Consider the following 15,678-nt stretch of genomic DNA (forward strand, 5'->3'; position numbering starts at 1 on the left):
TTTCTATTTGAGCTTACGCCATGTAAAAAATTAGGAATCAGTTTTAATTAGTCTAATAATTTTGCAGCTTCTTTATCTATGATGACAGTTAAGTTTGGATGAAGCTTTAGTATTGAAACTGGAATTAGCGGTGTTATGATATTATCTTGTAATGTGTGTATTATCTTAGACTTAGATTCTCCAGAGGCTATTAAAATTAATTCCTTAGATTTGAAAATACTTCCAATTCCCATAGATAAAGCCATCGTTGGAATATCAGATTTATTTTCAAAGTATTTTTCATTTTTTTGAATTTTTTCTTGTGTTAAGTCCTCAATATGTGTGTATAGCTCCGACTTACTTGATGGGGAATTAAAACTTACAGTACCATTTTCATCTACACCAAGTATTTGAATGTCAATACCGTTTGAGTCTATTTTTTTCTCGTAGTTTTCACATTCAAGTTGTAAATCTTTAGCTACTCCATTTAAATAAAAAATATTTTCTTGTTTAATATTAATATTCTTAAATAAAAAATTATGTAAATAATTAAAATGAGAAATTTGATGATCTTTAGTAATACCAACATATTCGTCAAGAATAAAAGCTTTAGAATCAGAAAAATCTATTTTATTTTCATTATGTTTTTCTATCAAACAATCATATAAGCCTTTTGGTGTTTCACCAGTTGTAAGACTCAAAACAAAATCATTTTTGAGTTGGTATAATTCAACAATTTTATTAGCAACAAGATTACTTATTTCATTATAATTATCTTTAATTATTATATTCACATTGCCTCCAATTTATTTGTATTGTATATTTATATTAATAATACTATTGAAAAGTATAGAAAATATGTTTAAGTCTAAAATAATGGGTATAAATATTAAACACAAAAAAGATAAATGATAATATATAAACAAATATAGGGGGAATCATGAATAATTTTTTTTCAAATTTTTTGAAAATTAGCACAATGCCAACAATTATTGCTGTTGCATTATTGTTAATTGCTATTATTGTGTTAGTATTTTTGAATAAAAAGGTTAGTTTTTCAAGTAAAATGTTAATTTCACTGGCACTTGGTTTAGCTATAGGTATAACGGTTGATTTAATTTTTGGTGCTAATGAGGAATATGTAAATGTAAGTAGGGAACAAATAAGCTTATGGTATAACTTGGTGGGTGGAACATTTGTAAAATTAATACAAATGATGGCTGTACCGGTTGTATTCTTGTCTCTGTTCTTTGTAATCTTAGAATTTGAAGGTAGTAATATAGGAAAAATTACAGCTAAATCATTAACTATGTTGCTAGGAACAACTGCCATTTCAGCAGTTGTAGGAATATTGGTCGTAAATATTTTTGGTCTAACAAGTATTCCAATGCAAGGAGAAATAAATAAATCTTTAGCAGAAAGGATATCAGGAATTTCAAGTTCATCATTTCCGTCATTCTTTGCTGATATAGTACCAAATAATATAATTGCAACATTTACTAAAAATGCATCAGTTATTTCAGTTGCGATTATATCCATATTTTTTGCTGCATCCGCTAAGTTTTTAAAAAACAAAGGGAAAGATGAAATAGATCCAGTAATAGACTTCTTAAAAGGAACACATAAGTTAGTAAATTCTGTATTGATTAATATTATTAAAATTATGCCATATGCTATTGTTGCTCTTGTAGCAAGAACAATTATGTCAAATGGTATAGAGTCAATTATGGGATTAATTGGATTTATTGGAGCTCTATACACTGGTGTATTAATAATGTTGTTGATATATGTACCAATATTATTAGTATCTGGAGTGAATCCAGTTATATTTTATAAAAAAGCGTTTCCAACAATGGTGTTTGCATTTTCATCAAGAATCATCAGTTGGTACACTTTCATACACTATGGATACTTTAGAAAATAAATTAGGTGTTTCAAAAACGACAACTAACTTTATTAGTCCATTATCTACAACAGTTGGTATGAATGGTTGTGCAGGTGTATTCCCCGCAATGTTAGGTGTTCTTGTTGCATCAGCTGCTGGGGTTGAAATAAACTTTGCATTTTACTTTTTATTAGTACTAGTTGTAACACTTGGTTCAATAGGTATTGCTGGTGTTCCAGGTACTGCAACAGTTGCTGCGACTGTAACACTTAATGGTATTGGATTAGGCCAATATTTTGATAGAATAGGTTCTATATTTGGTATAAATCCAATTGTAGATATGGGAAGAACAATGCTAAATGTAACAGGAGCTATGGTTTCAGCAGTATCGGTTGATAGATGGGAAGGAAATCATAATATGGAGCTATTTAACAAAAAAATAGTTGATGAGGATTAATTAATAATATGTAGAAAAAGCACTTTGTTTTATTGCAAAGTGCTTTTTCTATTTAAAAATATATCTTGATATTAAAATAAATTCCAAAAATTACATTTTAGTTACAAAAAAACAACAAAGTACTTGAGGAAAATATAAATATAGTGTAAAATCTTTTTATTAAATAAAAGGAGAAAGTTTTGAAAAAAAGAATATATAGTTTTTTGGGAGTTATATTTTTACTAGGATTAATTATATTTCCAATATCTGAAAATGTTAGTGCGTCAAATGGAAAAGAAGTGTTTGGTTTTACAAATATGGATATTAATATTCGTGATAAGGCAAAAGGTAATCTTTTAGGAGTCATGCCGGCAGGATCATTTATTGTTGGAGTTCTTAAAGATGATTGGATTGAAATGCCAGATGGAAGATATATATATAATTTTGGATTAAGAGAAAAAAATAATGTATCAGGTTATTTAACTAGAGAAACAAATTATAGAGATATTAATGGTAATTTATTAGGTCAAAAATACCCTCTTACAAAAATAGAAGGTATAAAAAAAGATAATTGGATATATTTTAGAGAAAATGGAAGAATTAATAAGATATGGGACTTTGGATTAATTTATGGTAGTTATAATTCAGGATACTTACACCATACAACAAATATTAGAGATTTAAGCCATAATATTGTTGATGAATATAAAAAAAATACATATGTAGAAGGAATACAAGAAGGTGATTGGATATATTTTAAGGAGGGAAATAGACTTCTTAAAGTGTATAATTTTGGATTAAGCAAAACGAAGCAAAAAAGTATATCAGGATATATTGGAAGAGATGTTAATGTTAGAAATTCAATAGGCGGAGATTTATTAGGATATATAGAAGTTGGCACTTATATTAACGGTATAGAATATGATGATTGGTTAGAAATAGATTATAATAGTAAAAAAGCGTATATATATAATTTTGGTGTATATAAGAATAAAACGGTTGGTTATACGGATAGAATTATGAATTTAAGGAATAGCGATTCTTCTAATTCTTCAATAATCGGTCAATTGCCACAAAATTATTATGTAAATGGATATAGCAATGGAGATTACACAATCTTTTATTACAACAATAAATATGTTTATGTGTACAATAAATGGTTGAATAAAACTTCAAATGCAAGCAATGAAACTTCCTCAGATTCAAAAATTGAGAAGTTTGTCTTAGTTCTTGATCCAGGTCATGGACCAGGAATAGGTTCTAATAGAGGTGGTCTTTTATTTAATGAAGGAGATCAAAATTATGAATTTTCACAACATTTGATGAGGGAAGGAAAAAAATATAAAAATCTTATAATAAAAAATACTAGACCAACAGGAAATGAGGATCCATCATTTAAGGAAAGAGTTGCAATATCAAAAGGTGCAGACTTATTTTTATCTCTTCACACAAATGCAGCTAAAAATACTGTAAGAGGAGTAGAGATTTTTGGAAGTAATCAAAATACTAATTTAACATTTGGTAAAGACATTACTGAGGCTTGGTCAAGAATTTTAAATACTCCAAATAGAGGCGTGAAATATGATCAAGTAAGGGGGAGTTTCACTCGTACACCAAAGAAAAATGCTATTGATGCATTTTTTGTATTTAAGAATAATACTGCAAAGCAAAAATTCTTAATAGAATCAGTATTTCATACAAATCTAGAGGACTCAACTGCTTTTTTAAATAATCAAGAGAGATTAGCAAAAGAATTCTTTAAGATATTATCAAAGCATTACAATATAGATTAATAAAATAACTTTTGTAGTTTTTCTACAAAAGTTATTTTATTTTAAAGTTGTTATACAAAAATATGCCTTATTTGATATAATCATAAAAGAAAGTTAGAGGTATATATGAGAGAGACAAAAATTTGGCCAGAACCTAATATAGTTGTGATTGGAGGGGGAAGTGGAATATCGACTATATTACCTGGATTAAAAAGTATTTCATCAAAAATAACAGCTATTATTTCAGTTGCTGACGATGGTGGATCAACAGGAAGACTTAGAAATGATTTTGGTATAATTGCTCCTGGAGATATAAGAAACTGTCTAGTTTCTTTAGCTAATACAGATGCGAATATGAGAGATTTGTTTAATTATAGATTTGATAAGGGAGAACTTAAAGGTCATAGCTTTGGAAATCTATTTATAACAGCTATGTCCGACGTATATAAAAATTTTGCTAAAGCGGTATATAAAGCAGGAGAAGTATTATCAATTACAGGGAAGGTTGTGCCAATAACCTTGGAAAATACGCATTTAGTTGCGAAACTTGAAAATGGTGAAATAGTATATGGCGAGTCAAAGATTGAAAATGCTGTAATATCTGGAAATACTAAGATTGAAAAGATTTATTTAGAACCAGAAAAAGTGGAAATATTTGAAGATGCTAAAAAAGATATATTAGATGCGGATTATATAATAATGGGACCGGGAAGTCTATATACATCAATAATTCCTAATTTGCTAGCAAAAGATATGACTAAATTGATAAAAGAATCAGGTGCAGAAGTTATATATATAACTAATGCGGTTACACAATATGGAGAAACTGATAATTATGGCGTATGGGATCATTATGAAGCGTTGTTAAAGCATACGAAAAAAAAGATAATTGATACTATAATCGTAAATAAAGAGATTGTTGAGTCAAAGGTGTTAAATAGATATTTATCTCAAAATTCACAACTTGTATTATTAAATGATAAAGACAAAGAATTATTTTATAAAGAAGGTATAAGAATTATTGAGGATGATGTTGTCAAAATCGTAGATGGAACAATAAGACATGATAGTCATAAAATAGCAGAACTAATATTTGGAATAGAATAAAAATATTTTTTGATTTTAAGCTTAAATGTATACTATTTAATTGAATTTTAATAAATAGTATACATTTAATTTAAGTTTAAATATTTTATTATTTTGGTAAATTTGTAAACATATCATTAAAAGTTGTTTTATCCAATTCTGAACAATCAATAATAGTGTTTCCAATAAGTATACTTTTTTTCTGCAATCCGAATATATTTCTATCTTCAACTTTTTTGATTTTTTGATTTTTTAAATCCAATATAATAATTTCTTTTTTACCACGCATTTTTTTTAATGTTCTTCCATCTATTTCAAAATAAACTTTGTCAAAAGTATATGTTCTAAATATTAGATAACTATATATAAAAAGTGTTAATACAAGAGCATATAATACGCCTATAAGCATTGAAGCAACAAAAAAAACAACTATTGCAATAAGGATATTTAATAAGTAACTTTTAGAAATTCCGGATAATTTTCTTTTATAAATTTTCATAAACACCTCTAAAATCAATTATATTGTATTAATAAATATATATCAAGTGTTGATTAATTCGGTATTCAAATATATAATTATTTAGATATATATATTTAAATAAATACATTAGGAGTTAAAATGATTTCAGTAAATAATTTGAGTTTAATATTTTCAGATAAAAAATTATTTGAAGATGTTGATTTAATCTTTTCACCAGGAAATTGCTACGGAATAATTGGAGCAAATGGTGCGGGTAAATCAACATTTTTAAAATTATTATCGGGTGAAAAGGAACCAACAAGCGGAAATGTCTCTATGCCTAAAAACACAAAGCTAAGTAAGTTAAGCCAGGATCATTATGCATATGAAGATTATGAAGTTTTAGATACCGTTTTAATGGGGTATCAAGAACTATACAAGATAGCAAAAGAAAAAGAAGCTATTTATATGAAGGAAGATTTCTCTGATGAAGATGGTATGAGAGCAGCTGAATTAGAGGCTGAATTTGCAGAAATGGGAGGATATGAATCGGAATCTGAAGCGTCAACACTACTTCAAGGATTAGGAATAGATGTTTCCATGCATTATCAAAAAATGAGTGATTTAAAAGAGTCCGACAAGATTAAAGTTTTACTTGCCCAAGCTTTATTTGGAAAGCCAGACGTGTTATTGCTTGATGAACCCACAAATGGTATAGATTTAAGAGCTATACTATGGTTACAAGAATTTTTAATTAATTTTGATGGTATAGTTATAGTTGTATCTCATGATAGATATTTCTTAAATGAAGTATGTACAGTTATGGTAGATATTGATTTTGGTAAAATTAGAATGTTTACAGGTAACTATGACTTTTGGTATGAGTCATCTCAATTAGCTTTAAAAATGGCTAAAGACGAAAATAAGAAAAAGGAAGATAAAGTTAAAGAACTTAAAGACTTTATTCAACGTTTTTCTGCAAACAAATCAAAATCGAAGCAAGCAACAAGTAGAAAAAAACTCTTAGATAAAATCACATTAGACGATATTCAACCTTCCACAAGAAGATATCCATTTGTTGGATTTACATTATCTAGAGAACCAGGCAATGAAATATTAAATGTTGAAAACTTAACAATAGAAGAAAACGGTAAGAAAATTATTAATAACCTAACATTTAGAGTTGAAAAAAACGAAAAAATAGGATTTATTGGTAATGAAATTGCTATTACAAAATTCTTTGATTTAATAGCTAAAAATGAGGAAAATAATTCTGGATTTAAATGGGGGCAAACAATTTCAAAAGAATATTTCCCAAAAGACAATACAGAATTTTTTGATAAAGATAAGGTCAATTTAGTTGATTGGTTGAGAAATTACTCAAAAGATCAATCAGAATTTTTTATTAGAGGATTTTTAGGTAAGATGTTGTTTTCTGGAGATGAAGTATATAAAGATTCATCAGTTTTATCTGGGGGAGAGAAAGTTAGAATGATGTTTTCTAAAATGATGGTAGAACCTTCAAATATGCTAATACTCAATCAACCTACAAATCATCTTGATCTAGAAAGTATTGAGGCAGTAAATAATGGTCTTATAAACTATAAGGGAAATATATTATTTACATCACTCGATCATCAATTCGTAAATTCCGTTGCTAATAGAATAATAGAGTTCTTTGAAGATGGAAGTTATAGAGATGAAAAGATTACTTATGACGAGTATATTGAAAAATATGTTAAATAAAAGAATAGGAACAAAATGAAAAATTTTATAAACACAGAGGAAAAAATAATCCTTGTATATAACTTAAAACCGAATAGACTAAAAATAGTTAAAGAAAAAGCTGATATGGTTGATTATAGAATAATAGAGATTAAAGATAATCAAACATACTGTTTAGTAGATGATTTAATTCACGAAAATTATAATCATTGTTTAGTAGAAGATGCAACGGAAATTGATATGGAATTTATCTTATTTGTTAATATTATAAATGACGATTTGTATAAATTTATCGATGAATTAAAAAAAGATAATCTTTACTTTCCTAACAAGGCAATATTAACAGAAACCAGTAGAAAATGGAAGTTTAGAAGGTTACTCGCAGAAAATAAAGAAGAGCATGTTGTAATGACTATGTTTACAAATATAAGACGTGCAATGAAAAAAGCTGAAATATTAAAAAATCAAGGTATAGTTGATGATGAACTAGTGGAATTGATGAAAGAAGCTAAGCATTATTTAAATCCTAGAGAATTTGATTTTGATGAAATGAAATCAATACATAATAGATTAGCAAATAAAGTCAATATATTAGGTGAAAAAAATGAAAAACAAAAATAAAATAAAAAGAAAAATGAATAGCGTTTATGCTACATTTGTAAAACTTGGAATAACAATATTATTTTTGGTTATAGTTTTTATATATTATAAATATTATAGTAATGCTAATAACATACTGAATGAAAAAGGATTGACTTCAAACAAAATGGAAGTTCCAAAAGAAAATGAAAAAAGTAAATCTGAAAAAATAATTGAACAAGTAATGGATGAACAAAACAAAGATAACAAAGAAAACAAAAATAATAAAGGTAATAAAGATAATAAAGATAATAAAGATAATAAAGATAATAAAGATAATAAAGATAATAAAGATAATAAAGATAATAAAGTATTAGGAACTATATCAAATCCTTATTCTGATACAGAATTATCAGAAGCAGAGATAGAAAAATTGGTTGAAAAATTACCTAAAACTTTGAAAGAGAAGGTAAAAAAGTACCCTGAATCCTTAGCTACAACATTAAGGTATTTTGATGTTAAAGATAAAAATATAGATAAAAGCATAAAGAAAGACTATGAAAATGGCCAAGCTTTAGATAGGAATGTAAAATTAAGCTATATTTGTCAATGGGACGAACGTTGGGGGTTTGAGAAAGTTGGAGGTGGATATATTTCTGTTTCAGGATGTGGTCCGACAACATTATCTATGATTTATTCATCTTTAACTGGCGATACATCATTAAATCCAATTGAAATGGCTAAAAAAATGTCAGATAGCGGATACTATATAGGTGGTGAAGGTGGTACCTATGGCTTATTTACAAAAGGGCCACAACAACTTGGTCTTAACTCTAGAGAAATAGTTAAAAGCAAGAAAAATCTAAAAAAAGTATTAGATGAAGGTAAAATAGTTGTTGCATTAGTAAGACAATACGGAATTGGTGACTTTACAAAAGGTAGCGGTCATTATATAGTTTTAACAGAATATGATAAAGATGAAAAGTTAACTATATATGATGTGAATTCATATGAAAATACAAATAAAAAATGGGATATGGATTGAGTAATATCACAAACTCATGTTCTATTTGCTATATGGAAATAAACTCTCAATTTTGAGAGTTTTATTTTTATTGTGGGTTTACCACAATAAAACCCCCGGCTATGCCGGGGGAATCAATAGCTTTAGCTTCAAGAAAAAATCCTCCCGTGATAAAATTGATGTAGTCTGACAAACTGCACAATTAAATACGAGAGGAGACAATCCATATGGATAAAAATAGTTTATCACATACAAGCTGGAATTGTAAGTATCATATAGTATTTGCACCAAAATATAGAATACAAATAATATATGGAAGAATTAAAGAAGATATTGGAAAAATACTTAGAGATTTGCTGACGAGAAAAAATATAAATATAATAGAAGCAGAATTATGCCCTGACCATATTCATATGTTGATTGATATTCCACCTAAATATAGTGTTTCAGAAATCATGGGATACTTAAAAGGAAAGAGTAGTCTAATAATATTTGATAGACATGCACATTTAAAGTACAAGTATGGAAATAGAAATTTTTGGTGTAGAGGGTACTTTGTAGATACAGCAGGAAAAAATGCAAAGAAGATACAAGAATATATAAGAAGTCAGTTAAAAGAAGATTATACAGCTGATCAAATAAGTATAAAAGAATATATAGATCCGTTTTCTGGAAAGAAAATGAAATAAATATAAAGTAAACAAGGTGCTTTAGCACCAGTTGAGAAACTAGTGCAGTTAGCAGACTTTCAATGTGCACAAGGTGCACAGCAGGAAAAAGCCCCTTATAGGGGCAGTGCAAACCACCAGCTAAGCTGGTGGTTATGATTTAATTTTAAGAATAAGCGATTTTGTGATAAAATTATAAGTTGAAGGGTGGTATCAAATGGCATTGTTAAACGACATAAAAATGGTTTTTTTCACAATTAAAATTACCGATATTATAGATATTCTCGTAATGACTTTTATTATTTATAAAGCTATTATGTTATTGAGAGAAACACGAGCAGCACAGTTATTAAAAGGATTATTTGTTATATTAATATTTTCAAGAATAAGTTTAGCTTTAAATTTATATACTGTAAATTGGATGATTTCCAACATTTTTACAGCTGGTCTAGTTTTGATAATTATAGTATTTCAACCTGAACTAAGAAGGGCATTTGAAAAATTAGGAAGATCTAATAAATGGATTACATCATTTACAAAAATAAAAACACAACAAAATGAGTTAAAAACAGATGAAATAGTTAATGCCGTCGCATCATTGTCTAGGCAAAAAATTGGTGCATTAATTGTAATAGCAAATGAAGTTGGTTTAGCAGATATTATAGAATCAGGAACTAGCTTAAATGCTGATATTTCTAGTGAGCTTTTAATTAATATATTCTATCCAAATTCTCCGCTGCATGATGGTGCAGTAGTTATTAAAGATGAAAAGATTTTGTCAGCAGCATGTTTTTTACCTTTGACACAAAACAATAGTTTGTCTAAGGAACTTGGTACGAGACATAGAGCAGCTCTTGGTATGAGTGAAAAATCAGATGCTTTTATAATAGTTGTATCTGAAGAAACAGGAGTAATATCTACGGTAAAAAATTCAAGTATTTCTAGACACATTGATTCGGAAACATTAAGAAATACTTTAAATAAAATGTTTGTAGAACAAGATAATTCAATACTAAAGAAAACAAGAGAGGGAGGAAATGATGGAGATATTGAAAAGAAATTGGAAAATTAAACTCTTTTCTCTAGCTATAGCAATTTTCTTTTGGTCTTTTGTGATAGTTTTAGAAAATCCAAATGTAACTACAAGAATTTCAAATATACCAGTAGTGATAGAAAATATGGAAACACTTGATTCTAAAGGTTTATCTATTGCAGAAAATTTTAAGAAAACTGTAGATATATCAGTTTCTGGACAAAGAAATAGAATAATAAATCTTACACCACAGCACATAAGAGTAACAGCAGATTTTTCAAATGTTGTAGAAGGATCGCAAGTTATAAAATTGAAATATTCATTACCGGATGAAATAACGAGAGAAGAAGGACCTGACCATATCACTGTAGTATTAGAAAAAATAATTAGTACTGAATTTGTGATTAATGTTAAAACAAAAGGAACTGTTCCTGATAATTATATTTTAGAATCTACAAAAACAACACCAGAAAAAATGACGGTAAGAGGACTAAGATCTAAATTACAGAAAATTAGCAATATTAGTGCTACACTTGATTTATCAAATATAACAAAAGATACAATAGTAAATCAGGAAATAAAAGCTTACGCAGAAGACGGAATAGAAATTACAGATGTAAAGTTAGGACAAGATTTTGTAAATGTCAGTGCAGTAATAAAGAAAACTAAAGAAGTTGATATAAATCTTTTAGTAGTGGGTAATTTAGATTCTAATTATAGATTAGAAAGTAAAAATTTAAATAGATTGAAAGTATATATTGCTGGACCAGAACAAATTATAGATAAAATAGAAAAAATTGATACTCATGAAATTGATATATCTAATCTAACTTCTAGTCAAAAGATACCAGTAAAATTAAATTTACCAGCAGATGTTTCTAAATTAAATAAAGATGAGGAATTTCTTTTAGAACTTGAAATTCAATCGAAGACAACTAAAAACTTTGAATTATCAAAAGAAAATATAAAAATTAATAATAATAGTTCTAAAAATTATGAAATATTAAATGATTCAATAAAGCTCCAAATATCAGGATTTTCAGGTGACTTAGATAAGATAAAAAATTCAGATATTGAGTTAAGATTAGATATATCTAATCTTTTCATAGGAACGTATAATTTAGAGCCGAAAATATTTATTGATGGTAAGGAAATTGAAAAAGATAGTATAAAAGAAATTGAAAAGTTAAAATTAAGAATAACAAGAAATTAATATTAGATAAGGAGAAATTAATGAGTGAAGTAAGAGTAAGATTTGCGCCAAGTCCAACAGGGTATGTTCATATTGGTGGGATTAGAACAGCTTTATATAATTACCTTTTCGCAAGACATGAAAATGGTAAATTTATTTTAAGAATAGAAGATACGGATAGAACAAGATTTGTAGAAGGAGCATTAGAAAATTTAATTGATGTATTAAGATGGTCTGGATTAGAATATGATGAAGGTGTATTTTTAGATGAAAACGGAAATTTGTTTGAGAAAGGAAAATATGGCCATATATCCAATCAAAAAGAGTAGAGAAAGGAATATATAAAAAATACATTCAAAAATTATTAGATGAAGATAAAGCTTATTACTGTTTCTGTACTCAAGAAAGGCTTGATAAATTAAGAGAACAGCAAAAAGCTGACGGTATGATGCCTAGATATGATGGATTATGTAGAGGAATATCAAAGGAAGAGGCATTAAAAAAAGTTGAAGCAGGAGAAGATCATGTAATAAGACTAAAGTTGCCTGCAAACAGAGATATTCAATTTAATGATGCTATCAAAGGAAATCTTTCTATTAATACAAATGACCTCGATGACCAAGTTTTAATCAAATCTGACGGATTTCCAACTTATCATTTTGCAGTAGTTGTGGATGATCACGACATGAAAATAACACATATTATTAGGGGGGATGAATGGGTATCTTCAACACCTAAACATGTATATCTTTATGAAGCATTTGGATGGGAATCACCAACATATGTTCATCTCCCAACAGTTTTAGGTAAGGATAAGAAAAAATTATCAAAGAGAAATGCCGATGTAGCAGTTGAAGACTTTAAGAAAAAAGGTTATTTAAGAGATGGATTAATCAACTATATAGCTTTAGTTGGTTGGTCGCCAGAAACAAATGAAGAGATTTTATCTCATGATGAATTAATAGAACAATTTTCATTTGATAGAGTTTCAAGGTCAGGTGGGGTTTTTGATGAAGATAAGTTAGACTGGGTGAATAGCCACTATGTAAAGGATTTAACAGATATGGAATTAGCAGTTGAGATTAAACCATATTTGGTAGAAGAAGGTTATATTTCAGAAGAATATGATGTAAATGATTTAGTTGAAATTGCAAGCACATTTAAGACCGCTTTATCAAAATTTTCAGAAATAGTTGAAAAAACTGATTTTATTTTTAAAAAAGCGGATAATAGAGTATTTTATGAAAAAGTTATAGATAATTTAGGATCAGAAGAAGCTAAAATTGTTCTAAATAAAATGAAAACAATAATTTTAGAAGAAGGCATGAATAAAGAATTAGCAGGCACAATAATGAAACGAATTCAAAAAGAAACAGGGATAAAAGGAAAAGCTCTATTTTTCCCAATTAGATCTGCGTTAACAGGACAAGAACATGGTCCGGAAATGTCAAATATATTCTCAATACTCGGACAGGAAGGGATTTTAGATAGAATAGATTTTGTTTTGGAGAATTTTTAATGAAAATATATAATACATTGACTAGGGAAAAAGAAGTTTTCAAAACTATCGAAAAAAATAAAGTTAAAATGTACGTTTGTGGCCCGACAGTGTATAACTATATTCATATTGGTAATGCTAGACCGCTTGTTTTCTTTGATACGGTAAGAAGATATTTAGAATATAAAGGATATGAAGTTGATTTTGTTATGAATATTACCGATATTGATGATAAAATTATAGAAAAGGCAAAATCAGAGAATGTTGATTTTAAAATGATAACGAACAAATATATCAATACATTTTTAGAAGATGCCAAGTCATTAAATGTAGAAGTTCATAAGATAAAAAAACCTAAAGCAACAGAATATATAGATAAAATGATAGAATTCATAGGTGAATTAGTGGAAAAAGATGCAGCTTATGATACTTCTGATACTGTTTATTTTAGTGTTAACAAAGCAGAAAATTATGGAAAATTATCAAAAAAAAATTTAGAAGATTTAAATCATGGTCAGAGAATTGAAGTTTCAGAAGAAAAAAAGAATCCAGCAGATTTTGCATTATGGAAAAAACAAAAAAACAAGAATGAGCCTGCATGGAATAGTCCATGGGGAAAAGGTAGACCGGGATGGCATTTAGAATGTTCTGCAATGTGTAAATCAGTATTGGGTGAAACAATAGATATTCATGGAGGAGGAGAGGATTTGCAGTTTCCTCATCACGAAAATGAAATTGCACAATCAGAAACATTGAATAATAAAAAACTTGCAAATTACTGGATGCATAATGCTATGATTACTATAAACAAGGATAAAATGAGTAAATCAAAAGATAACTTTTTTACATTAGAAGATATTAAAAAAGAATATGATTTAATTATAGTAAGAATGTGGCTTTTATCAGGGCATTATAGAACACAAATCGATTTTTCTAAAGAAAATCTAGATTCTATCAAAAATGGATATTATAGAATTTTAAATGCATATGAGTATTTAACAAAATTATATGAAGAAACAAAAGAATATTTTGTTTGTTCAACTAATTCTCTAACTATTCATAAAGTAAATCTTTGGAAAGAAAAATTTGATAAATCAATGGATGATGACTTTAATACTGCTAATGCATTAAGTGCGATATTTGATTTTATAAACAATATTTACAATGAAGTCAATGATATGACTGAAAATAGAGTATTAAAACATATTATTGATACATTTAATAAGATGTTAGGTGTATTAGGAATTGAAATTAAAGAATATGAAATTGAAGAAGAAATCGAAAAGTTAATAAATCAAAGAATAGAAGCAAGAAAAAATAAAGACTTCAAAAAGGCTGATGAAATTAGAGATTTATTAAGAGAAAGAGGTATCGAACTTAAGGATACAGCAAATGGAGTTACATGGAGAAAGGTAGATTAGTATGTCAAACTTTGTAATTGGAAGAAATGCTGTTATTGAGTATCTAGAAAACTTGGATGATGTAAAAAAATTATATATTCAAAAAGGAGATACAAAAGGAATTATAGAAAAAATAATAAGTATTGCAAAGTCTAAATCTATTCCTATTGAATATGTAGACAAAAAAAAATTAGATAAAATATTTAAGTATAAAAATCATCAGGGTGTATATATTGAAACAGAAGAATATAAATACCTTACATTAAATGAAGTAATCGAATATGGTAAAAAACAAGATAGAGCTCCCCTAATAATTTTACTTGATGGAATAACAAATCCACATAATTTGGGAGCGATTATACGAACTGCAGAAGCAGCCGGAGCAACAGCAGTTGTTATACCGAGACATAGAGCAGCTTCAGTAAATCATACTGTACACAAAACATCAGCGGGTGCAACTACTTTTATGAAAATAGTTATGGTAAAAAATATAAATCATGCAATTGATAGTCTTAAAGAAAATGGCTATTGGATTTATGGGGCAGATGGTTATACAAAAAAAGAATATACAGAAATTGACTATTCAGGTGCAGTAGGCCTAGTTATTGGTAATGAGGGTAAAGGGATTTCTAAATTGACAAAACAAAAATGTGATGATTTAATTAAAATTCCAATGTATGGTAGGATAGAATCGTTAAATGCGTCAACCTCAGCAGCTATATTAATATATGGGGTTTTAAATAATAGAAAAAAATAATAAAAAGAGTGAAGATTGAGATTTATTTTATCTCAATCTTTCATATATAGTAGAAAATAAAAAACCATCAAGTATAATATAAAAATTATACCGATGGTTATATCTGGAGGCGGCAACCAGATTTGAACTGGTGATCAAGGTGTTGCAGACCGTTGCCTTACCACTTGGCTATGCCGCCAAAAAT

Annotated in this window: 14 protein-coding genes, 1 tRNA gene and 1 pseudogene; 13 read left to right on the plus strand and 3 right to left on the minus strand. The window is 27.8% G+C overall.

The window, feature by feature from the left end; translation table 11 throughout:
* Positions 1-47 precede the first annotated feature (47 nt).
* The gene (locus AC4KN9_RS02635) at positions 48-773 is read right to left on the minus strand and encodes a glucosamine-6-phosphate deaminase (RefSeq protein ID WP_491017114.1); all 726 of its coding nucleotides are present in this window, start codon (positions 771-773) and stop codon (positions 48-50) included.
* A gap of 146 nt (positions 774-919) precedes the next feature.
* Between AC4KN9_RS02635 and AC4KN9_RS02640 the strand changes: the two genes are divergently transcribed.
* The 4 genes from AC4KN9_RS02640 to AC4KN9_RS02655 all read left to right on the plus strand — a co-directional run bounded on the left by AC4KN9_RS02640 (position 920) and on the right by AC4KN9_RS02655 (position 5,179).
* The gene (locus tag AC4KN9_RS02640) at positions 920-1,903 is read left to right on the plus strand and encodes a cation:dicarboxylate symporter family transporter (RefSeq protein ID WP_491017115.1); all 984 of its coding nucleotides are present in this window, start codon (positions 920-922) and stop codon (positions 1,901-1,903) included.
* Complete coding sequence (locus AC4KN9_RS02645; RefSeq protein WP_491017116.1) at positions 1,839-2,321, plus strand: dicarboxylate/amino acid:cation symporter; 483 nt, start codon at positions 1,839-1,841, stop codon at positions 2,319-2,321. Before AC4KN9_RS02640 ends, AC4KN9_RS02645 begins: the two co-directional genes overlap by 65 nt.
* A 179-nt stretch (positions 2,322-2,500) precedes the next feature.
* Positions 2,501-4,093 carry an N-acetylmuramoyl-L-alanine amidase family protein gene (locus AC4KN9_RS02650; RefSeq protein WP_491017117.1) on the plus strand — a complete coding sequence of 531 codons (1,593 nt, stop codon included), beginning with the start codon at positions 2,501-2,503 and terminating at the stop codon, positions 4,091-4,093.
* A 105-nt stretch (positions 4,094-4,198) separates the two neighbouring features.
* Positions 4,199-5,179 carry a gluconeogenesis factor YvcK family protein gene (locus tag AC4KN9_RS02655; RefSeq protein WP_491017118.1) on the plus strand — a complete coding sequence of 327 codons (981 nt, stop codon included), beginning with the start codon at positions 4,199-4,201 and terminating at the stop codon, positions 5,177-5,179.
* 88 nt (positions 5,180-5,267) lie between these two features.
* On the opposite strand, the gene AC4KN9_RS02660 is transcribed toward AC4KN9_RS02655, so the two are convergent.
* On the minus strand, positions 5,268-5,657 hold the full coding sequence (locus AC4KN9_RS02660; protein WP_491017119.1) for a hypothetical protein: 390 nt from the start codon (positions 5,655-5,657) through the stop codon (positions 5,268-5,270).
* Positions 5,658-5,777: 120 nt separating this feature from the next.
* Here AC4KN9_RS02660 and AC4KN9_RS02665 point away from each other — a divergent pair, with 120 nt between their 5' ends.
* The 9 genes and pseudogenes from AC4KN9_RS02665 to rlmB all read left to right on the plus strand — a co-directional run bounded on the left by AC4KN9_RS02665 (position 5,778) and on the right by rlmB (position 15,494).
* A complete protein-coding gene (locus tag AC4KN9_RS02665; protein ID WP_491017120.1) occupies positions 5,778-7,364 on the plus strand; it encodes an ABC-F family ATP-binding cassette domain-containing protein in 1,587 nt (528 codons plus the stop codon).
* Positions 7,365-7,379: 15 nt separating this feature from the next.
* Entirely contained in the window at positions 7,380-7,964 is a 585-nt protein-coding gene (locus tag AC4KN9_RS02670) for a DUF3783 domain-containing protein (protein WP_491017121.1), read from the plus strand.
* Positions 7,948-8,967, plus strand: coding sequence for a C39 family peptidase (locus tag AC4KN9_RS02675; protein WP_491017122.1), 1,020 nt, complete (start codon positions 7,948-7,950; stop codon positions 8,965-8,967). Before AC4KN9_RS02670 ends, AC4KN9_RS02675 begins: the two co-directional genes overlap by 17 nt.
* Positions 8,968-9,173: 206 nt before the next feature.
* Complete coding sequence (tnpA, locus tag AC4KN9_RS02680; protein WP_491017123.1) at positions 9,174-9,635, plus strand: IS200/IS605 family transposase; 462 nt, start codon at positions 9,174-9,176, stop codon at positions 9,633-9,635.
* A 196-nt stretch (positions 9,636-9,831) separates the two neighbouring features.
* The gene (gene cdaA, locus AC4KN9_RS02685) at positions 9,832-10,686 is read left to right on the plus strand and encodes a diadenylate cyclase CdaA (protein WP_491017124.1); all 855 of its coding nucleotides are present in this window, start codon (positions 9,832-9,834) and stop codon (positions 10,684-10,686) included.
* The gene (locus tag AC4KN9_RS02690; protein ID WP_491017125.1) at positions 10,655-11,860 is read left to right on the plus strand and encodes a CdaR family protein; all 1,206 of its coding nucleotides are present in this window, start codon (positions 10,655-10,657) and stop codon (positions 11,858-11,860) included. Before cdaA ends, AC4KN9_RS02690 begins: the two co-directional genes overlap by 32 nt.
* A gap of 20 nt (positions 11,861-11,880) precedes the next feature.
* Positions 11,881-13,358, plus strand: a pseudogene (gene gltX, locus AC4KN9_RS02695) (glutamate--tRNA ligase).
* Positions 13,358-14,758 (plus strand): cysteine--tRNA ligase, encoded by a 1,401-nt coding sequence (cysS, locus tag AC4KN9_RS02700; protein ID WP_491017126.1) that lies wholly within the window; start codon positions 13,358-13,360, stop codon positions 14,756-14,758. Before gltX ends, cysS begins: the two are co-directional and overlap by 1 nt.
* A gap of 1 nt (position 14,759) precedes the next feature.
* Positions 14,760-15,494 (plus strand): 23S rRNA (guanosine(2251)-2'-O)-methyltransferase RlmB, encoded by a 735-nt coding sequence (rlmB, locus tag AC4KN9_RS02705; protein WP_491017127.1) that lies wholly within the window; start codon positions 14,760-14,762, stop codon positions 15,492-15,494.
* A 104-nt stretch (positions 15,495-15,598) separates the two neighbouring features.
* On the opposite strand, the gene AC4KN9_RS02710 is transcribed toward rlmB, so the two are convergent.
* A tRNA-Cys gene (locus AC4KN9_RS02710) sits at positions 15,599-15,672 on the minus strand.
* Positions 15,673-15,678 lie beyond the last annotated feature (6 nt).

The organism is Helcococcus sp. SA-HE-C1, assembly GCF_985670335.1.

What these genes read in the sequence shown, in the direction of transcription:
- AC4KN9_RS02690 (WP_491017125.1), top strand. Translation starts at nt 10,655, where the DNA reads ATGGAGATATTGAAAAGAAATTGGAAAATTAAACTCTTTTCTCTAGCT.
- cysS (WP_491017126.1), top strand. Translation starts at nt 13,358, where the DNA reads ATGAAAATATATAATACATTGACTAGGGAAAAAGAAGTTTTCAAAACT.
- tnpA (WP_491017123.1), top strand. Translation starts at nt 9,174, where the DNA reads ATGGATAAAAATAGTTTATCACATACAAGCTGGAATTGTAAGTATCAT.
- rlmB (WP_491017127.1), top strand. Translation starts at nt 14,760, where the DNA reads ATGTCAAACTTTGTAATTGGAAGAAATGCTGTTATTGAGTATCTAGAA.
- AC4KN9_RS02660 (WP_491017119.1), bottom strand. Translation starts at nt 5,657, where the DNA reads ATGAAAATTTATAAAAGAAAATTATCCGGAATTTCTAAAAGTTACTTA.
- AC4KN9_RS02665 (WP_491017120.1), top strand. Translation starts at nt 5,778, where the DNA reads ATGATTTCAGTAAATAATTTGAGTTTAATATTTTCAGATAAAAAATTA.
- AC4KN9_RS02670 (WP_491017121.1), top strand. Translation starts at nt 7,380, where the DNA reads ATGAAAAATTTTATAAACACAGAGGAAAAAATAATCCTTGTATATAAC.
- cdaA (WP_491017124.1), top strand. Translation starts at nt 9,832, where the DNA reads ATGGCATTGTTAAACGACATAAAAATGGTTTTTTTCACAATTAAAATT.
- AC4KN9_RS02640 (WP_491017115.1), top strand. Translation starts at nt 920, where the DNA reads ATGAATAATTTTTTTTCAAATTTTTTGAAAATTAGCACAATGCCAACA.
- AC4KN9_RS02655 (WP_491017118.1), top strand. Translation starts at nt 4,199, where the DNA reads ATGAGAGAGACAAAAATTTGGCCAGAACCTAATATAGTTGTGATTGGA.
- AC4KN9_RS02675 (WP_491017122.1), top strand. Translation starts at nt 7,948, where the DNA reads ATGAAAAACAAAAATAAAATAAAAAGAAAAATGAATAGCGTTTATGCT.